A 19118-nucleotide genomic window follows, 5' to 3' on the forward strand; every position below is an offset into this window, starting at 1 on the left:
TTTAACACACACATAAACGTTATTAGAACGAGTATTTAAGACCAAACATAGCTACAACAGGGTCAAGTGACACGGTTGAAGTTAATGCTTTTGCACCATTAGCATAAACAGTCGCATCAGTATCAATATCCATGATAGATACCATAGCGTGTAGGCCCCATTTTTCATCAATCTTGTAGTTAGCACCTACTTGAGCAACAAAACCAAATGAATCATCTAGTTTTACTTCTACATCGTTAGTTCCTAACGTTGCTTTAAGTGCTGCAGAAGGCTGTTCGTCAAAGAACGTCGTATAGTTAATTCCCACACCTACAAACGGACGAAGTGCATAGCTGCTATCTAAAAAGTGGTATTGTGCAACCAGTGATGGTGGCAAATGTTTAATATCAGCAATTTTATTACCAGCTAAACCACCAGTACCTTCTACATCATGAGAAAACGGCGTTGCTGCAATAAGCTCTAATACCCATTGGTCGTTAAATGCGTAATCTACAGTAATACCTAACTGAGTATCTGAGTCGCCTTTTAAGCCTAGAGTGGGTGCTTCGTTAATTTTTGAACCATCGTTATCTGGATTAACATTAATTGCACCAACATTAACACTAAAGTTTGCGTGTGCTGCAGGAGAAAGAGCCAGTAAAGAAGTAAGTATTGCAATGCTTAGTTTAGTTTTCATGTTGTTCTCCGTGAACTACTGTGTGACTATTTGTTGATTGAGGCTATTATTGCTCGAGGTTAAAAATAAAAACCTGTTCTAGATCAAAGTTTCAAAAGCGGATGAGTAAAGAGCCTCTATTTATTGATTTAGATTAAACTTTTACTTAATTAGTGCTTAAAAATTATTGACTGATCACTTAAATACAAGCCGCAAAAGAAGTATTCATAATATAATCAGCTAGTTTTGTTAAACTAAGGCTATGTTCACGGTTTAATAAAAGTAAGCGACCTCATGACTCCCTCTGGTCAACTATTTCTTCAAGGCTCCATTGCTAAAGCGCTGTTGAAATTAGGTATTCCTATTATCCTCATTAATATATTGCAGTCGGCTTATCAGCTTACGGATGCATTTTGGGTTGGGCGATTAGGAGCAACCCAAGTCGCTGCAGTGTCTATTAGTACCCCGATCACTTTTTTAGTCATTGCTATAGGCTCTGGGCTTGCAATGGCCGGTGCTATATTATCGGCGCAATACATGGGCGCAGGTCAGCAAGATAAAGTGAACCATGTTGCAGCGCAAACGGTGTTAATGGTTGCATTTACCGCCTTAGTGTTAGGGCTTCTAGGTTATGTACTTTCCCCATACTTTTTAAAACTGCTAGGCGTTGAGCAGGCGGTTTACAGTGATGCGCTTAAGTTTATGCATGTGTCCTTTATTGGCGTTATTTTTGTGTTTATTTACGCCATGTTCCAATCGCTAATGCGGGGCATTGGGCAAACTAAAGTACCTTTAATCATAGTTAGCACCACCGTGTTACTTAATTTTATTCTCGATCCGCTATTTATTTTTGGTTATGGCCGCTTTGAAGGGCTTGGCGTTATGGGCGCTGCGCTGGCGACTTTGGTTACACAAAGTTTAGCGGCGCTGGCGGGCATTATTATATTTTTACGCGGTCGCCATGGCATTCAATTACAGCTAAAAAGCTTCTATCCCGATTGGCAATATATGAAACGGGCTTTTTTCTTAGGAGCGCCAGGCTCTATTGAATTATCAACACGTGCTTTTGGCTTGATCATCATGTCATTTTTAGTGGCAAGCTTTGGAACCGTTACTATTGCGGCTTATGGCGTGGGTTCTAATATTTTGCAAATGGTGATGATCCCTACCATGGGTTTATCAATGGCGGTATCAACTTTGGTGGGGCAAAATATGGGCGCCGGAAATATTAAACGGGCTGAGCAAATAACGAAGCTTGCCAGTATGTGGGGATTAATAGGTCTTTCTTTTGTTGGGGGCATTGCTTATTTGTATGCAGATACGCTGGTGGCATTTTTTATTCCCGAAGATAGCAGTGTAATAAATAAAGGCGCGCAGTTTGTTCAAGTGATGTGTTTAAGCTGGGGGGGAATTGGTGTTCAGCTTTGTATTGTTGCTGCTTTTCGTGCCTCTGGGAATATGCTTAATGCCATGATTATCGCGTTATTATCACAATGCGTGGTGCAGTTTCCTGCCGCTTATATTCTTTCAAATCACACTTTGCTTGGCGATCAGGGAATATGGTATTCGTTTGCAATTACGAACATAACCATCGCACTGATAGCGTTCGCTTGGTTTATGCGTGGCGCATGGAAAAAAACCAGATTAACCAAAGAAGATAAACACATTGTGCAGGTGACACGAGAAACATTAATAGAAGAGGGAACACGTTAGCCTGTATTTTCATAATGCGGTCATAAAAAGTCGTTGTAATAAATACACTGCTAAAACGAGGTGTGTTTTTTATGACAAAAGCTATCAACAAAAAAGTACCCGCGCCGTACTTAACTATTCCACAGTTAAAAACGCTCAGTCACTTACAAACGCTGGTCCGATTTAAGTCAATTACGCCTAATTCAGCAGGTTGTATCGAGTGGCTGGCACATCAGCTAACTGATTTAGGTTTTAGCATTGAGCAGTTTAGTACCCATAATGTCACTAATTTAATTGCTAAAATATCTTTTGGAGCAGGCCCTGTGGTGGCATTTTCTGGTCATATTGATGTGGTCCCTGCTGCGCAAGGTGGCTGGTTAGCTGATCCGTTTGATGGGAAAATAATTAATGATGCGATTTATGGGCGTGGTGCCGCCGATATGAAAGGGGGGATTGCAGCCATGCTCAGTGCAACGCAGTCGCTAATACATAGTGCGCGGCAAAAGCAGGGCACCTTGTATTGGTTGATCACCTCTGATGAAGAAGGTGAGGCAGAGCATGGCTCAGTGTTGATTGCGAAACGCCTAGCACAACAAGGTGTTGTACTTGATGGCTGTATTGTTGGTGAGCCAACAAGTCATTTGCAAGTGGGCGACACCATAAAAAATGGCCGACGTGGCGCGCTGTCAGCGCGTTTAACCATTCAAGGAAAAGCAGGACACGTGGCCTATCCTGAAAATACCATCAATGCTGCGCATATCAGCGCTGAAGTAGTGAATAGATTAACCCAAATTGATTGGCTTTTAGATGAGCCAAGCTCAAAAACAAGCTTGCAAGTAACCGGTATTAATATTGATAACGTGCTTGATAATTTAGTGCCTGCTCAATGTAATATTACGTTTAATATTCGCTACAGCCATGGGTATAAAAGTACAGATGTGAAACACCTGGTACTTACTGCACTGAATGATTTAAACGAATATTTAACGGTGCAATGGGAGCGTCCATGTGAACCTTATTATACAAGCCATAGGGCAGAGCGCTGCTTACTCGCCCAGCTAGAGCAGGCAATATTTAACGTGACCGGAAGCTATCCGGTACTTAGTACCAGTGGCGGGACTTCAGATGGGCGGTTTTTTGCAAGTAAAAACACGCAAGTGATAGAGTGCGGGGTTTTAAACCAGACCATTCATCAAGTTAATGAACATGTGCCCATTAGCGACTTGTTACAAATAGAGAAAATATACACCCAACTATTAGTACATATATTTAGCCAATCTAATAATGAGGAGATTAGATAAATATTAAATTGCCTAAGTTTAAGTATTTAAGTTTAAGCGCCCAAGCTTAGGCGCTTAAGTTAATATTTTAACGGCAAAGCTTAGTTTATTGAGGCGGTGTTTTGTGCTCCCAAATAGCGTTTTGCTTTACTCGGTTTTACTTTCTCAAGGTCGACCAATACCAATCCATCAATACAATTATTAAATTGCGGATCAATACTAAAACTTAAAAACGTTACCCCATTTGGCTCACATAGCTCGGTGTATTGTTTAAATAGTGTGGGTACATGGGTGCCCATATTAGCCAGTATGTGTTTAAGTTCTACAAAGTCTTCTTTGATGTTGTTACCCATAAACAAATTAGTGCATTGAATCTGCTGCTCACGGGTGTGACGAAATGCATTGTTAGGCGTTGCGAGTGACTTTTCAGAGCCATAATAGTGCTGATAATAATGCACCAGTAAGGATTTTGCTTGCTCTGGCAGTGCGTTTGAGACACTCACGGCACCAAATAAGTAACGATACTGAGGGTAGCGGTTAATAAATGCACCAATGCCATACCATAAGTAGTCGAGGCTTTTTCTGCCCCAGTATTTTGGTTGTACAAAACTACGGCCTAATTCTATGCCTTGCTTGAAGTATGGCGTCATCTCTTGGGTATAATTAAATAAGCTATCGGTATAAAGCCCACGTTGAGAGTGCTGTTCAATCACATCCTGCGCGCAGGCTAATCTGTAAGCGCCAACTAGTTCGAGTGATTGTGCATCCCATAAGACTAAGTGTTGATAATGCATATCGTATTTATCTATATCACGGCGATTGCCACTGCCTTCACCTACTGCACGAAAGGCAATTTCCCGCAGGCGACCCAGTTCACGAAATAACGGTGAGCTGCCTTGGTATTGGTATAAGTAAATAACCATGCCATCACTGGTTTTACCTAAATGTTCGCAGCTTTCGATGGCTTTTTTTAATTCTTTTTTACACTCTGGTGAGGCAATAGGAGCATGAGTTTTTAGTGGCAGTATTTTTTTAGTGGTTAAACGGTACAGCTGTTTTCGTATAAGCTCGACCACTTCCTTATCTTTTAAATCGGGTATTAAATAAGATTCAGGAGCAATGGAGGCGCCTATTTCAAATTCGAGCGATTTTTGGCGCTGTTTAAACATTTCTTTGACTAGTAATAAACTAGCAAGCGGTTTATATAGCATAGAGGCTCCGTAAAAAAGCGGGCTGTTTCTGGCTTTTATATGTATGGGTAAAATTGGGCTATTAGCTTTTTTAGCGATACGTAAAAACCCGCTGTTCCATTTACAGTCTTTGATCCCTGTTGGTCGAAGTCGAGAAACTTCACCCGCTGGGAAAATAAGTAATGCTCCTTCATTTTTTAAATGCTGGTGGATATTACTCAACTCTTGTTTTTTACTTTGCCCCGACAAATTATCAACGGGTAGTAATAATGAATGCATTGCATCAACGGTCATTAGCATTCGGTTAGCCACGACTTTTAAATCGGCACGCACCGTCGATAACACATTAATTAATGCAAGCGCATCTAAGGATCCAATTGGATGATTAGCAATAATGACAATTTTCCCTTCACTGGGAATATTTTCTATTTGTTTTGCTTTGTATCGAGTGTCAAAATCAAGTTCATCAAGTACTTGCTCGACAAATTCTATTCCTTGAAGATGGGGATAAGTTGTTGCAAAGTTTGTAAACTCTTGTTCATGTAATAAGTAGCTAAGGCTCTTTTTTACCAGTTTTTTTATTTTAAATGAGTTAGTTAACTGTGGTAAGTTAGTCGCAATTACTTTATCTACACTGATCATACGCACCTCTTTTTTATACTAGGCTAAAGCCAATATGTTTAGCTTAGAGTGCGGATATGACAATACGCGGTCAGTTGTGTGACTTTTTAAAACCGTTTACATACTATTGAATTGAACCATAACAGTACTATTATTTAGGGTTACTTTTTAAGGAATCATCATGTCAGTTTTGGTGGCTATAACAGGTCGAGACAACACAAAATTAATAGCAAAAATGAAATCACGATTGCCTAGTATTCGAATTGAAGAACTTGATGATTGCCAAAATTTAGAGAGTGTAGAGTTCGTTTTAGCGTGGAATGCGCCTGCATCACTGTGGCCCACGTTACCAAACTTAAAGGCTGTGTCATCGTTTGGCGCTGGCGTTGATAGCATTGATTTAAGTTTATTACCTGCGGATGTAGAGGTCGTGCGTATTGTTGATAAACAGTTAGCCAACGATATGGCTGAATACGTACTTACCCATGTATTAGCACAAAAATTGCGATTAAAAGAATATGCAATAAAGCAACAGCAAAGTATATGGAAACCTAAAAGAGCGCATAAACATAATCAAGTAAGCATTTTAGGGTTTGGCGAATTAGGTCAAGCATGTGCACATAGGCTGGTTAATAACGGTTTTAACGTAAATGCTTGGAGCCGAAGCCCTAAAAAATCAAACATTGCGACACTCTATCATGGTGATGACGGCTTAACACAGATGCTTGCGCAAACCGATTATTTAGTATGTTTATTACCGCTTACCAGCAGTACCCAAGGCATTATTAATAAACAGTTACTTGAGCAACTGCCTGAACATGCTGTGGTGATTAATGTGGCCAGAGGTGGGCATATAGTAGAAGCTGATTTACTTGATGCACTTAACAATACACGTATACGCGCAGCAACGCTTGATGTGTTTGCCAGTGAACCACTGCCAAGCGAACACCCTTATTGGTTGCATCCAGGTATTACTTTAACACCGCACTGTGCTGCGTTGTCAGATCTGGATAGTGTTATTGAACAAATAGCAGAAAATATTTTGCGTTTAAAAGCGAAACAGCCATTAATAAATTGCATTAATAAGCAGCAAGGTTATTAATTGGCAGTTGTTGGCCTTCAAGGATTAAAATTTGTTTAATTTTTAAAAGAAACAGCTTGTTAACATTTGTAATTTTTATTATTGTTGAAAACAGTTCTAACAATAATAAAAAAATAGGATGAATTATGAAACCCAATCAAGGGGGCGCAAAAATCAGCATCGTGGTTGTATCTATCATTATATTAGGAATATCTGCCTGGTTTAATCAAGCCAATGCGGCAGCGCTGCTGATCTGACCCTTATTTTCACAGCAAGATTTAGCTACGCTTGCTGTGTATTTCTCTGTTTTGATGCTTTTTTATCATCACTTTTCTTCAATAAAACATACGTCGCACCACTTCCCCCATGCTGCCTAAGTGCAGTATGAAACGCTAAAACGCATGGAATTGTTTGTAACCACTGATTTACGTAACTTTTTAATATCCCTGGCTTGGTTTTATTTTTAATACCTATGCCATGGCGAACGAGTACCATTCTTATATTGCGCTGATGGCAGTCTTGAACAAAGGCTAATAATGATGCGTGTGCATTTTTTAAAAGTTGCCCATGTAAATCAAGCGTCGCATCAAGCTGATATTTCGCTAATCTTACATTTTTAAAAACCGCGCTTTGTACGCCCTCTTTTTTAAAGCTTAATATGGCAAGTGGATCGAGTAATTCAAGTGGTTCATCCAACGGATTGAACTGTTCAGAAACTAAACCTGATTGTGCTGCTTTATTTTTTTCTTGCTGGGCGATGACCACTTTATGGTTTTTAGGTGGTAAGGTCACAGTGTCATGCGTTATGGGGGTAACATCTTCCATAGAAGATAAGAATAAATCGAAATCTGACAATGGCATGGGCTTATCTCAAATTAGGCTAATACGAGATAAATTTTAACTTAGTTCAAACCCAGACCCAAGATTTTTAACAGTGAGATATAAAAAAGCCCAGAAAAACTGGGCTATAAAATATTCTAAGGGGAAGTAATTAATGCTGAGATACGCTAAATTGCCCAAACGTATAAACTTTGAACAAGTAAAATGTGTTGATCAACACTAAACTCATATTTGAAATAATACTCGACGACATAAGATCTAAGCTAAATGTTAGGAATAACAAACCACACGCACTAATCGCAGCAACGCGAAGCAGTGTCAGCTGGTTGATAAAAAATGCACCTAAACCTAGTGCAAGTAGTAATGTATTTAAAAGCCAATCTAGCTCGTTTAGCATGGTCGTTTCAATAGTTCAGTTGTTGAAAAAAGGAGCGCCATTATGTTGATCTTTTGCACAGCTTTCAACCAAGTAATTTTAAATTTTCAGATTAGTTTTTTTAATGCTAAAAGTGGGTTATTAATACCGAAAATAATCCCTCTTCAACAAGAACATGATATTTTTGGCAGCTTTGTGGTTGCTGAAGATCTACACAGAGGTATAGTGTTCTGCGATGCTTATCTAATCTAGGGTGCAGCGTTGAATCCAGTAGCTTTGGTTTATTGGCAAATAGCCCTGGCCAATAAATACTTTTGCTAACCATGGCTGATTTTTATAGGTGAGTAAACTCGGCTTTGGCGCTAAAACAAATATAAGTAATAATATCGTGAAAATAAAAAATGCGGTTAGTTTGGCGCCACGTTTTACACTTACTGCGCGCGGGTTTAATTGTGAACCAAGGTTTGCAAGCTTATTACTGGATCTTTGTTTAACAGTAGCGGCTTTATTTTTTTTGCGACGACTCTTTTTTGTGTTTTTCGACATAAAGCAAATCTGGTCTTTTTGGCTTAGCTCTCTATAATAAAGTAAATATTTGTATTTTAAGCAAATCACCAATTTCGCAGACACGGCTTTTAGCCTATAAGGATTATATATGAATACGCAGCTATCTATTTTAATAGTTGATGATGTTAGCACGGTGCGCAGCTTTCTAAGTCAAACATTGATGCATTTAGGGATAGAGAATGTAAAAGAAGCGTCTACGGCCGCGCAGTGCATAAGTGAATGCCGTGCGGCAAACTTTAACATTATATTTTTAGATATAGAGCTACCTGACGGCGATGGTAAAGAGCTTATTGCGCAGATAAATGAGTTATCACCAGAGACAAACGTGGTGATGGTGTCGGCGCATTCAGGCGTTGAAAATGTGAAGGATGCAATAGATAGAGGGGCAAAAGGATTTGTGGTTAAGCCATTTTCTCCGAAGAAAATTGCGGCGATGCTGAAAAAGTTTTATCCAGAGCTCGATAACGTTTAAAAAGCGTATTTATTTTGGGCAAAAAAAAACCGGCAAAAGCCGGTTTTTTTAATCTTGCAAAAACAATTATAGCGCTTTGATTTTAGCAGCTAAACGGCTCTTATGACGAGCAGCTTTGTTTTTGTGGATTAGACCCTTAGTTGCGTAACGGTCTAGGATAGGTGTAGCAACAGAAAAAGCTTGCTGTGCAGCTTCTTTATCGCCAGCTTCAATAGCTACGATTACTTTTTTGAAGTAAGTACGCATCATTGAACGACGGCTTGCGTTGTGCTGACGATTTTTTTCGCTTGTGATAGCGCGTTTTTTTGCAGACTTGATGTTAGCCAAGGTTTGCTCCTAACAATCTTAAATAAAGCTTAAATTAAAGGCCGTGGAATATGCCTGTTTTTATCATGAATGTCAATTTAATTTTAACAATCCAAGAAAAACTGCTCCTTATAACGAACATCAATTTGCCGCTTTAGCAGTTAATGGCGCTATTGTAACAAAGCAAGGGGTTCCAGCCTAGTGCTTTAAAGCGATTTATAAAAAAGACTATGGCATAATTAACTTAATTGCTGATTTTTAATATGGATTTATAGTGTCAAAAGGTTTGTTTCGTTCCGGGATGATTGTAAGTGCAATGACAATGATCTCGCGTATTTTAGGGCTAGTGCGTGATGCTGTTGTTGCTAACTTGTTGGGGGCAGGGGCTGCTGCCGATGTGTTTTTATTTGCAAACCGTATTCCTAATTTTTTACGCCGTTTATTTGCTGAAGGGGCTTTTGCACAGGCGTTTGTACCTGTATTAAGTGAAATCAAAGAACAACAAGGCGATGATAAAGTCAGAATATTTGTTGCGCAGGCGGCAGGTACACTCGGCACAATTTTACTACTCGTTACGCTTTTTGGTGTTGTGGCATCCCCCGTTATCGCCGCTTTATTTGGTACTGGTTGGTTTATTGATTGGTGGCAAGGTGGCCCTGACGCAGAAAAGTTTGAGCTTGCCAGTTCACTATTAAAGCTGACCTTTCCTTATTTATTTTTTGTAAGCTTAGTGGCGCTTAGTGGCGCAGTAATGAATGTGTACAACCGTTTTGCAGTTGCCGCATTTACTCCTGTATTACTTAATGTTTCTATTATTGGTTGTGCCATTTTATTGCATGACCAATTTTCTGTTGGTGCATATGCATTAGCAATAGGCGTATTTTTAGGGGGCGTGGTACAGCTATTATTTCAACTGCCGTTTTTATACAAAGCAAAAATGTTGGCGCGCCCGCGTTGGGCGTGGCAAGACGAAAATGTTAAAAAAGTGCGTAAATTAATGCTCCCAGCGTTATTTGGTGTATCAATTAGTCAAATTAACTTATTACTCGATACGGTAATAGCTTCATTATTGATGACAGGCTCTATCGCTTGGCTGTATTACTCAGATAGACTGATTGAATTCCCACTTGGTTTATTTGGTATTGGTATTGCGACGGTTATTTTACCTGCGCTATCAAAATTACACAGCAGTAAAAAAAGTAGCGACTTTCAACATACCCTAGATTGGGGAGTGCGATTTGTGATTTTTTTAGGGCTCCCGGCCATGATAGGGTTGATGATTATTAGCCCGTTGATTATTACTGTGCTGTTTGATCACGGCGCATTTAAAGGGGCTGGCATTGATCACGTTAAGGCAGTGAGCTTAGGGGTGGTTGCCTACTCGGTGGGATTAGTCAGCTTTATGTTAATTAAAGTGTTGGCGCCTGGGTTTTATTCTCGCCAAGATACGAAAACACCGGTGCGCATTGGCATTGTCACTTTGGTGCTTAACATGGTGTTTAATATTATGCTGGCCCCCTTTATTGGCTATTTAGGCTTAGCACTGGCAACCTCTATGTCGGCTAGTTGTAATGCCTACTTACTGTACCGACAGCTTAAAAAAGAGAATGTTTACCAGTTCTCCAGCATGAGTGGCTACTTCACTTTGAAGTGTTTGCTGGCGAGTGTGACGATGGGCGCACTAGTGTGGTTTACCAGTAGACACTATGATTGGCCTAGCTGGCACTTTAGTGAACAAGTTATGTTGTTGGTTGTGTTATTAATTATTGCGGTTGTTAGTTACTTTTTTATGTTGTTTTTGATGGGCGTTAGACTAAATACGATAAAAAGTGTAGCAATTACTGAATCAAATTAAAAAAAAGATTATAATCGGACACTCTGCGACCCAAGGTCGCATTTTATCGCTCGCTGAAAAAGGCATTAGGTGGCATGGAGTTAATTAGAGGTATACACAATATACGCCCACAACATTTTGGTTGTGTGCTAACCATTGGTAATTTTGATGGTGTTCATTTGGGTCATGCTGCCGTATTAAAAGGGCTGTTAGCGGATGCCAAAGAAAATAATTTACCCAGCACTGTAATGTTATTTGAGCCTCAGCCACAAGAGTTTTTTGCAAAAAACAATGCCCCGGCTAGGCTTACTCGACTGCGTGATAAACTTCGTCTATTGAGTAACTTGGGGATTGAGCGCGTTATTTGTATTAGCTTTAATCAAGCGTTTGCAAATATGCATGCAGAGCAGTTTGTGAGCGATATTTTAATTAAAAAGCTGGGCGTTAAAGCATTAACGGTTGGCGATGATTTTAGATTTGGTAAACAGCGCCAAGGAAATTTTAGCCTATTGGCTAATATGGGTACTCAAGCGGGAATGAGTGTTAAAAGCACTGCCAGCTTTAGGCAATTAAATGCTAGAGTAAGCAGTACCTTAATACGAGAAGCGCTTGCTGAGGGTGACTTGGTTAGTGCAAAAGTCATGCTTGGGCATAATTATGCGATATCTGGGCGAGTTATTCACGGCTGGAAAAAAGGCCGGGAACTAGGTTTTAGAACGGCAAATATTGCGCTAAAGCGTCAAGTTTGTCCGGTTAATGGCGTATTTGCGGTTCAAGTAATGATCGCAGGAAAACACGTTTTTGGGGTAGCTAACATTGGAAACAAACCCACATTTAATGGAACTCGTGCCTTATTAGAAGTACACCTTTTTGATTTTGCACAAGATATTTATGGACAATTTATGCATGTGGAGTTGATTGAAAAACTCCGCAACGAGAAAAAATTCGAGACATTAACACAACTGACGGCACAAATAGCAACCGATGTTGCCGCCGCTAAGCAGTGTTTTGGTTTAAATTAGGTAGCCGATAGAGACGGAAAGTAGGATTAATGAGCGACTACAAACATACTTTGAATTTACCGGAAACAATGTTTCCAATGCGTGGCAATTTGGCACAACGTGAACCAAAAATGCTTAAAGCATGGTATGAAGACGACCTGTATGGTCAAATTCGCAGCGCAAAGAAAGGTAAAAAAACTTTCATTTTGCATGACGGCCCTCCGTATGCAAACGGCGATATCCATTTAGGCCATTCAGTAAATAAAATATTAAAAGATATTATTGTTAAGTCTAAAACCTTATCAGACTTCGATGCGCCATACGTACCGGGTTGGGACTGTCATGGTTTACCAATCGAGTTAATGGTTGAGAAAAAAGTCGGTAAACCCGGTGTTAAGGTAACTGCTGCAGAATTTCGCGAAAAATGTCGTGCCTATGCTAAAAAGCAAGTAGAAGGCCAAAAAGTAGACTTTAAACGTTTAGGCGTTTTTGGTGATTGGGATAAGCCTTACTTAACCATGAACTTTGACTTTGAAGCCAATGCAATTCGTGTATTAGGTCGCATTATAAAAAATGGCCATCTACATAAAGGCGCAAAACCTGTGCATTGGTGTACAGATTGTGGCTCTGCATTAGCAGAAGCAGAAGTTGAATACCAAGATAAACAATCGCCAGCTATCGATGTACGTTTTACTTTTGCTGATCAAGATGCAGTAGTAAATGCGTTTAACTTAGCTGATGGCCATCAAGGCACTGGCAGTGTAGGGACTGTTATTTGGACTACGACACCGTGGACCTTACCCGCGAACCGTGCGGTTGCTGTGCATGCTGATTTAGAATACGCGCTAGTACAAGTAGACGATGAAGGTGCTCAGCAGCGTCTGATTTTAGGTTCTGAGCTTGTTAAAGATGCGATGGATCGTTTTGGCTTTAACCACTTCCATATCCTTGGCTATGTTAAAGGTGCAGCACTTGAAAACTTAAACGTTGCACACCCATTTTACGACTTTAACGTACCGGTTATTGTAGCTGAACACGTAACCACAGATTCTGGTACGGGTGTTGTACATACTGCACCTGGTCATGGTCAAGAAGATTTCGTGGCAGGCCTTGAGTATAATCTTGAAGTAGCTAACCCTGTTGGCGCAAACGGAGTGTACTTACCTGACACTGAATTATTTGCCGGTCAACATGTGTTTAAAGCCAATGCGAGTGTAATTGAGGTGTTAAAAGAAAATAATGCCTTAATGCATCATCATGCATTAACTCATAGCTACCCACATTGTTGGCGCCATAAAACGCCTATTATCTTCCGTGCCACACCACAATGGTTTGTTAGCATGGATCAGGCTAACTTACGCAAAGATTCACTGGCTGAAATTAAAAATACTCAATGGTTACCTGAATGGGGCGAAAGCCGTATTGCCAACATGGTTGAAGGCCGCCCTGATTGGTGTATTTCGCGTCAACGTACGTGGGGTGTACCTATTGCATTGTTTGTTGATAAAGACACGGGTGCATTACACCCAAATACTCAAGAGCTGATTGAACAAGCTGCAGTACTTGTGGAAAAATCAGGTATTCAAGCATGGTATGACCTAGAGCCTGCTACTTTGCTAGGTGAAGAAGACGCTAAACAGTACATGAAAATACAAGACACGCTAGATGTGTGGTTTGACTCAGGTGTGACTCATGCCTGTGTTGTTGATGCGCGTGAAGATTTAGTTGGTCCTGCAGATTTATACCTTGAAGGTTCTGATCAACACCGTGGTTGGTTTATGTCATCAATGATGACTTCAGTGGCAATTAATGGTCATGCACCATACAAGCAAGTGCTTACGCATGGCTTTACGGTTGATGAAAACGGCCGCAAAATGTCTAAGTCATTAGGCAATGTTATTTCGCCACAAAATGTGATGAATAAATTGGGTGCTGATATTTTACGTTTATGGGTAGCATCAACTGATTACACGGCAGAAATGACCGTATCCGATGAAATATTCAAACGTTCGGCAGATCGTTACCGTCGAATTCGTAACACCAGCCGTTACTTACTTGCTAACCTAAGTGGTTTTGATCCAAAAACGGATCAAGTTGCTGTTGATGATATGGTTGAGCTTGATAAGTGGATTGTAGGGCGCGCAGCACAGTTACAAGATGATATTTTAGCGGCTTACGATAGCTACCAAATGCTATTAGTAACGCAAAAGCTAATGAACTTCTGTACCGGTGAGCTTGGTTCGTTCTACTTAGACGTTATAAAAGACCGTCAGTACACGGCAAAAAGCGACAGCCATGCACGTCGTTCTTGTCAAACAGCGCTTTATCATATTGCTGAAGCAATGACGCGTTGGATGGCGCCAATCATGAGCTTTACTGCTCAAGAAATTTGGGAGGCACTGCCGGGTGAGCGCAGTGACTATGTATTTACTTCAACATGGTATGAAGGCTTACAAGCACCAACTACGACCAAGTTTAGTAATGAAGACTGGCAAGCTATTTTAAATGTGCGTGACGAAGTGAACCGTCTGTTAGAAGCTGCACGTAAAGAAGAAGTGATTGGCGCAACATTACAAGCAACCGTAAACCTGTTTGCCAGCAAAGAGCTTGCAGCAAAACTTGCGGCGTTAGGCGATGAGCTACGTTTTGTGTTGTTAACCTCTGCGGTTAACGTTACCGAGGTAGATAGTCAACCTGCAGATTCACAAACTACTGAAATTGATGGTTTATACATTAGCGTATCAGCAACAGATGCTAAAAAGTGTGAGCGTTGTTGGCATTACAGTGAAGATGTAGGTGTTGAGCCAGCTCATCCTGAAATTTGTGGTCGCTGTGTAAGTAATGTTGACGGTGAAGGTGAGAAACGTCAATTCGCTTAGGAGTTGTTTTTAGTGAGCAAACTAGCCCAAAAAAGTGGTTTAGTGTGGCTTTGGTTAAGTCTATTACTGCTTGTAATAGACTTTGCCAGTAAAACACTGGTTGTTAACACCATGGCCTATGGCGAGTCAATTAATTTGCTGCCTATTTTTAGCATTACTTATGTGCATAACTACGGTGCAGCCTATAGCTTTTTAAGCGAAGCAGGAGGCTGGCAGCGTTGGTTTTTAAGTGCAATAGCAATCGCGATTAGTTGTTTGTTGGTGTGGTGGTTAAAACGTCTTCCAGCGTCTAATAAAGTATTATGTGGTGCTTACTCGTTAGTTTTAGCCGGTGCTATTGGTAACTTGTACGACCGCATTGCCTATGGTTACGTTATTGATTTTTTACATGTGTTTTACGAAGACTCACATTTTCCCGTATTTAATATTGCAGACTGCGCTATTTGTATTGGTGCTGCATTATTACTATTTGACGCCTTTACAGGCGAAAGTCCGAAGGAGTATAAAGCATGAGCCAAGCTGTAATTGGTGAAAACTCAGAGGTTATTTTTCACTTTTCTATTAAACTAGAAGATGGCTCTGCCGCAGACTCAACCAAGGTGCATAACAAGCCGGCTAAGCTCACTATGGGTGATGGCAGCTTAACGGCTAATTTTGAAAAGTGCTTACTAGGTTTAAGTGCAGGCGAAAGCAAAACGTTTGAGCTTGAGCCAGAAGACGCCTTTGGCCAACCTAATCCAGATAATATTTACTATGTAGAACGCAGTAAATTTGGTGCAGAAACACCCGCTAAAGTCGGCGCTATTATTGCCTTTACTCAGCCAGATGGTACTGAGCTGCCAGGATTGGTTCGTGAAGTGCAAGGCGAGTCAGTTACTATCGATTTTAATCATCCGTTAGCAGGGCAACGTTTAACGTTTGAAGTAGACATTATTGAGGTGCAAGGCTAATGGATATTTTATTAGCTAATCCACGAGGCTTTTGTGCAGGGGTAGATCGCGCAATTAGCATTGTTGAGCGCGCTTTAGATATTTTTGAAAAGCCAATTTACGTACGCCACGAGGTCGTTCATAACCGCTATGTAGTAGATGGTTTAAAAAATCGTGGTGCCGTATTTGTTGAAGAGCTAGACCAAGTACCTGATGACAGCATTGTTATTTTTAGCGCCCATGGAGTATCGCAAGCAGTTCGTTCTGAAGCGAAGCGTCGTGATTTAAAAGTATTTGACGCAACATGCCCATTAGTGACTAAAGTGCATATGGAAGTAACGCGCGCAAGCCGTAAAGGCATTGAATGTATTTTAATTGGTCACCATGGTCACCCAGAAGTAGAGGGGACTATGGGCCAGTATGACAATAACGACGGTGGTATTTACCTTGTAGAGACCGCAGAAGATGTTGCCAAACTTAACGTTAAAAATGCTAATAACCTATTTTATTGTAGCCAAACCACGCTTTCGGTTGATGACACTGCAGATGTAATTGATGCGTTGCGCGAAAAATTCCCCGCAATTGATGGCCCGCGCAAAGATGATATTTGTTATGCCACACAAAACCGCCAAGATGCTGTACGTGATTTAGCAGATAAAGTTGATGTGCTATTAGTTGTGGGGGCAAAAAACAGCTCTAACTCCAATCGTTTACGAGAACTAGCTGATAAAATGGGCACGCGTGCGTACTTAATTGATGATGCCAGCAATGTTGAAGCGCCATGGTTTGATGGTATCAATAGTGTGGGGGTTACCGCAGGCGCGTCAGCACCTGAAGTGCTAGTTCAGCAAGTGATTACCCGCTTAAAAGAGCTCGGTGGTAACCAAGTAACAGAAAACCCTGGTGAAGAAGAAAACATTGTTTTTGCTGTACCAGTAGAGCTGCGTTAATTTAGAGATAAATCATAAAAGGAGGGTTGGAATGGGTAAGCAACTGTCACCAGATGCGTTACTTTTTTCGGCCCTTTTTAATGAGCGTGGCGTGCTTGCATCCCTCGTAGTAACACAGGTTATGGCTATTATATTAGCTTTTGCTCCTAATGCTGGCGGTGATATATGGCTGCATTTGGGGGAGATTAGTTTGTTTCTTCATGTAACTGTGCTGGTCAGTACCTCTTTTTTATATCTTTGCCGTCGATTTCTTGCAAAACAGACTCAGTTTATTCAGATCAGTTTTTTTATTGCTTCATATAGTCTCAGTACTGCTGTATTTAGTCTGGTGTTTTCTCATATTGCTTTTGATATTGAAAACGAAAAACAACTGACGTTATTTGTGCTGCGTAATTGCATTATTGTATTTTTGCTTACCTTACTGTTTGTACAATTTTTGCTTATTCATTTTGAAAAAGAGCAGCAAACCAAAGCACTTTCTCGTGCAGAACTTGATGCTTTGCAGGCACGGATCCGACCCCACTTTTTATATAATAGTTTGAATACGGCGGCAGAATTAATGCATCATGACGTTGAAGCTGCAGAGCATGCAATTTTAGCACTGGCAGCGCTGTCTCAAGCTGCAATGCGTTCAGGTCAAAGTGTATTGCTCAGTGATGAAATAACATTAACTAAACAGTATATTGCGCTTGAATCATGGCGATTTGCAGAGCGCTTAAAGGTTGAGTGGTTATTACCAGAACATCTCCCTGCGCTATATATTCCATATCTAACATTACAACCTTTGGTAGAGAACGCAGTATGTCATGGCATTGAGCCAAGCCAAAGTGGTGCTACTATAAGTATTGAACTGCATGTGACAACACATTATTTAACCTTAATTGTAACTAATCCTGTACCCACTGAAACTGAAAATACTAGAGAGCATAACGGTATGGCTCTTGATAATATTCGTTCTCGTTTAAGTATTTATTATAAAGGTCGGGCGCAACTTACAATAACCAACAAAGATAATCAATTTAGAGTTAAAGTGGTTATCCCAAAACAAACAGAGAACATGTTATGAATGCCCTGATTGTAGATGATGAACCTTTAGCAAGAGCACGCTTGAAGCGTTTACTTGCTGAGAATCATACATCCATTCATGTGCAAGGAGAGGCCAGTAATGGCAATGATGCTTTAACACAAATGAAAAAGCAGCAGCCTGACTTAGTGTTTTTAGATATTGATATGCCAGGTTTAAATGGCATCGAAGTGGCGAATCAACTCAATGATCTTGCGGTACCTCCAGCGATTATTTTTATAACCGCTCATCCTGAGCATGCACTTGATGCGATGCAGTTAAATGCAGCCGGATATTTGGTAAAACCTATATCAGAAAAAAGTTTGCAACATGCATTACAACAGCTAGGACGTTTAAACAGAGTACACCTGCAACAACAACAAACAGAAAAAATAACCTATCAATTAGCAGGCACCGTAAGAAGTATAAAAATAGAAAATGTTTTTTATTTTTATGCACAGGAAAAGCACACCAAAGTCGTGTTCGATGGTGGGGAGGCTCTAATCGAAGACAGTTTAAAGCAACTTGAAGTGCAATATCCTCGTCACTTATTGCGAATTCATCGAAATACCTTAGTGAATAAAAATAAAATTTTGGCACTCCATACACTTAAAAACCATCAACATGTTATTGAACTCAAAGGGTGTACACCTTTTTTAGCTGTTAGTCGTCGAGCGCTCAAAAGCGTAAAAAGCGTACTTTAGCACACCAACCTATTAACCGCTTATCAAGATAATTAACCGTTGGTCGTGGTCTTAGTTGAATCTATTTTTTTATTGCATACACTTAGTATCAGATAATTATTATTTGGTTTTACTATGTCTTTGAGCACGTTTAAATTGCAAAAAGGTTTTACCCTTATTGAAGTCCTGATTGCGTTTATTATATTAAGCTTTGGTTTGTTAGGCGCCGTTGCACTGCAAGCAAAAGCAAAACAAGCCAGTTTTGACTCTATGCAGCGCGCCGCCGCTGTGGCTTTAGGTAACGACATTATTCAGCGCATTCGAGCAAATGATACCATTGATATAATAAAAGATTACAAAGGCGTTATAAAAAGCTCAGCGAATAGTAATACTTACTCGAGTTGCTTTGGTGCAATATGTAGCTCTTCTGATATTGCCAAATTAGATATAACGCAATGGAAGCGTGCCATACGAGCCAGTGAAAATACAGGGACTTTAGATGATGCGACAATATGTATAAATCCAACTTCAGTGGCAGATACTGGAGGCAAAGGATTCAACATTGAAGTAATTATATCATGGCAAGGCCGCCAAGAGTTTAATGCGAATGCAGTTACAGGAAAAGTTACCTGTGGTGATGATCCTAGCAATAAACGCCGTTTAGTGGTTCTAACAAGTTATATATATGTGAGGAGCTAA

18 protein-coding genes and 1 pseudogene are annotated in these 19118 nt (G+C 40.3%); 13 read left to right on the forward strand and 6 right to left on the reverse strand.

Going from position 1 to position 19118, the window contains the following annotated elements:
- Positions 1-22 precede the first annotated feature (22 nt).
- Complete coding sequence (locus MTN96_RS15935) at positions 23-676, reverse strand: OmpW family protein (RefSeq protein WP_013464458.1); 654 nt, start codon at positions 674-676, stop codon at positions 23-25.
- 273 nt (positions 677-949) lie between these two features.
- Between MTN96_RS15935 and MTN96_RS15940 the strand changes: the two genes are divergently transcribed.
- Positions 950-2368 carry an MATE family efflux transporter gene (locus tag MTN96_RS15940; protein WP_069440289.1) on the forward strand — a complete coding sequence of 473 codons (1419 nt, stop codon included), beginning with the start codon at positions 950-952 and terminating at the stop codon, positions 2366-2368.
- A gap of 71 nt (positions 2369-2439) precedes the next feature.
- Entirely contained in the window at positions 2440-3648 is a 1209-nt protein-coding gene (gene dapE, locus MTN96_RS15945; RefSeq protein WP_069440288.1) for a succinyl-diaminopimelate desuccinylase, read from the forward strand.
- Between the two features lie 80 nt (positions 3649-3728).
- Here the strand turns inward: dapE and MTN96_RS15950 are convergent, their stop codons facing one another.
- Positions 3729-5459 (reverse strand): lysophospholipid acyltransferase family protein, encoded by a 1731-nt coding sequence (locus MTN96_RS15950; RefSeq protein WP_069440287.1) that lies wholly within the window; start codon positions 5457-5459, stop codon positions 3729-3731.
- 160 nt (positions 5460-5619) lie between these two features.
- Between MTN96_RS15950 and MTN96_RS15955 the strand changes: the two genes are divergently transcribed.
- Positions 5620-6540, forward strand: coding sequence for a glyoxylate/hydroxypyruvate reductase A (locus MTN96_RS15955; protein ID WP_069440286.1), 921 nt, complete (start codon positions 5620-5622; stop codon positions 6538-6540).
- 257 nt (positions 6541-6797) lie between these two features.
- Here MTN96_RS15955 and smrA read toward each other — a convergent pair.
- The 3 genes and pseudogenes from smrA to MTN96_RS15970 form a co-directional block, all read right to left on the reverse strand.
- Positions 6798-7380, reverse strand: a pseudogene (smrA, locus tag MTN96_RS15960) (DNA endonuclease SmrA).
- A 130-nt stretch (positions 7381-7510) separates the two neighbouring features.
- Complete coding sequence (locus MTN96_RS15965; RefSeq protein WP_069440285.1) at positions 7511-7756, reverse strand: hypothetical protein; 246 nt, start codon at positions 7754-7756, stop codon at positions 7511-7513.
- A 222-nt stretch (positions 7757-7978) separates the two neighbouring features.
- Entirely contained in the window at positions 7979-8281 is a 303-nt protein-coding gene (locus MTN96_RS15970; RefSeq protein ID WP_248532219.1) for a hypothetical protein, read from the reverse strand.
- 109 nt (positions 8282-8390) lie between these two features.
- On the opposite strand from MTN96_RS15970, the gene MTN96_RS15975 reads away from it, so the two are divergent.
- Positions 8391-8774, forward strand: a complete 384-nt coding sequence (locus MTN96_RS15975) for a response regulator (RefSeq protein WP_008114419.1) — start codon at positions 8391-8393, stop codon at positions 8772-8774.
- A 66-nt stretch (positions 8775-8840) separates the two neighbouring features.
- On the opposite strand, the gene rpsT is transcribed toward MTN96_RS15975, so the two are convergent.
- Positions 8841-9101 (reverse strand): 30S ribosomal protein S20, encoded by a 261-nt coding sequence (rpsT, locus tag MTN96_RS15980; RefSeq protein ID WP_008114420.1) that lies wholly within the window; start codon positions 9099-9101, stop codon positions 8841-8843.
- A gap of 295 nt (positions 9102-9396) precedes the next feature.
- Here rpsT and murJ point away from each other — a divergent pair, with 295 nt between their 5' ends.
- The 9 genes from murJ (at position 9397) to pilV (ending at position 19118) form a co-directional block, all read left to right on the forward strand.
- Positions 9397-10935, forward strand: coding sequence for a murein biosynthesis integral membrane protein MurJ (gene murJ / locus MTN96_RS15985; RefSeq protein WP_036983507.1), 1539 nt, complete (start codon positions 9397-9399; stop codon positions 10933-10935).
- A gap of 74 nt (positions 10936-11009) precedes the next feature.
- Positions 11010-11936 carry a bifunctional riboflavin kinase/FAD synthetase gene (ribF, locus tag MTN96_RS15990; RefSeq protein ID WP_024602833.1) on the forward strand — a complete coding sequence of 309 codons (927 nt, stop codon included), beginning with the start codon at positions 11010-11012 and terminating at the stop codon, positions 11934-11936.
- 29 nt (positions 11937-11965) lie between these two features.
- Positions 11966-14794: an isoleucine--tRNA ligase gene (gene ileS / locus MTN96_RS15995; RefSeq protein ID WP_069440284.1), complete on the forward strand. Its 2829-nt coding sequence runs from the start codon at positions 11966-11968 to the stop codon at positions 14792-14794.
- 12 nt (positions 14795-14806) lie between these two features.
- The gene (gene lspA, locus MTN96_RS16000) at positions 14807-15307 is read left to right on the forward strand and encodes a signal peptidase II (protein WP_069440283.1); all 501 of its coding nucleotides are present in this window, start codon (positions 14807-14809) and stop codon (positions 15305-15307) included.
- Positions 15304-15744 carry an FKBP-type peptidyl-prolyl cis-trans isomerase gene (fkpB, locus tag MTN96_RS16005; protein WP_004588360.1) on the forward strand — a complete coding sequence of 147 codons (441 nt, stop codon included), beginning with the start codon at positions 15304-15306 and terminating at the stop codon, positions 15742-15744. The genes lspA and fkpB overlap by 4 nt, the downstream gene beginning before the upstream one ends.
- Positions 15744-16673, forward strand: a complete 930-nt coding sequence (gene ispH / locus MTN96_RS16010) for a 4-hydroxy-3-methylbut-2-enyl diphosphate reductase (RefSeq protein WP_036983242.1) — start codon at positions 15744-15746, stop codon at positions 16671-16673. The genes fkpB and ispH overlap by 1 nt, the downstream gene beginning before the upstream one ends.
- A gap of 31 nt (positions 16674-16704) precedes the next feature.
- The gene (locus tag MTN96_RS16015; RefSeq protein WP_069440282.1) at positions 16705-17739 is read left to right on the forward strand and encodes a sensor histidine kinase; all 1035 of its coding nucleotides are present in this window, start codon (positions 16705-16707) and stop codon (positions 17737-17739) included.
- A complete protein-coding gene (locus MTN96_RS16020) occupies positions 17736-18440 on the forward strand; it encodes a LytTR family DNA-binding domain-containing protein (RefSeq protein WP_069440281.1) in 705 nt (234 codons plus the stop codon). The genes MTN96_RS16015 and MTN96_RS16020 overlap by 4 nt, the downstream gene beginning before the upstream one ends.
- A 114-nt stretch (positions 18441-18554) precedes the next feature.
- Positions 18555-19118: a type IV pilus modification protein PilV gene (pilV, locus tag MTN96_RS16025; protein ID WP_069440280.1), complete on the forward strand. Its 564-nt coding sequence runs from the start codon at positions 18555-18557 to the stop codon at positions 19116-19118.

It is taken from the genome of Pseudoalteromonas sp. 2CM28B (assembly GCF_023161935.1).

Bases quoted from the DNA above. Each gene is read 5' to 3' on its own strand.
- MTN96_RS15975 (WP_008114419.1), top strand. From the start codon at position 8,391: ATGAATACGCAGCTATCTATTTTAATAGTTGATGATGTTAGCACGGTG.
- MTN96_RS16015 (WP_069440282.1), top strand. From the start codon at position 16,705: ATGGGTAAGCAACTGTCACCAGATGCGTTACTTTTTTCGGCCCTTTTT.
- ribF (WP_024602833.1), top strand. From the start codon at position 11,010: ATGGAGTTAATTAGAGGTATACACAATATACGCCCACAACATTTTGGT.
- MTN96_RS15965 (WP_069440285.1), bottom strand. From the start codon at position 7,756: ATGCTAAACGAGCTAGATTGGCTTTTAAATACATTACTACTTGCACTA.
- dapE (WP_069440288.1), top strand. From the start codon at position 2,440: ATGACAAAAGCTATCAACAAAAAAGTACCCGCGCCGTACTTAACTATT.
- ispH (WP_036983242.1), top strand. From the start codon at position 15,744: ATGGATATTTTATTAGCTAATCCACGAGGCTTTTGTGCAGGGGTAGAT.
- MTN96_RS15970 (WP_248532219.1), bottom strand. From the start codon at position 8,281: ATGTCGAAAAACACAAAAAAGAGTCGTCGCAAAAAAAATAAAGCCGCT.
- murJ (WP_036983507.1), top strand. From the start codon at position 9,397: ATGACAATGATCTCGCGTATTTTAGGGCTAGTGCGTGATGCTGTTGTT.
- MTN96_RS16020 (WP_069440281.1), top strand. From the start codon at position 17,736: ATGAATGCCCTGATTGTAGATGATGAACCTTTAGCAAGAGCACGCTTG.
- MTN96_RS15935 (WP_013464458.1), bottom strand. From the start codon at position 676: ATGAAAACTAAACTAAGCATTGCAATACTTACTTCTTTACTGGCTCTT.
- fkpB (WP_004588360.1), top strand. From the start codon at position 15,304: ATGAGCCAAGCTGTAATTGGTGAAAACTCAGAGGTTATTTTTCACTTT.
- MTN96_RS15950 (WP_069440287.1), bottom strand. From the start codon at position 5,459: ATGATCAGTGTAGATAAAGTAATTGCGACTAACTTACCACAGTTAACT.
- ileS (WP_069440284.1), top strand. From the start codon at position 11,966: ATGAGCGACTACAAACATACTTTGAATTTACCGGAAACAATGTTTCCA.
- MTN96_RS15940 (WP_069440289.1), top strand. From the start codon at position 950: ATGACTCCCTCTGGTCAACTATTTCTTCAAGGCTCCATTGCTAAAGCG.
- pilV (WP_069440280.1), top strand. From the start codon at position 18,555: ATGTCTTTGAGCACGTTTAAATTGCAAAAAGGTTTTACCCTTATTGAA.
- MTN96_RS15955 (WP_069440286.1), top strand. From the start codon at position 5,620: ATGTCAGTTTTGGTGGCTATAACAGGTCGAGACAACACAAAATTAATA.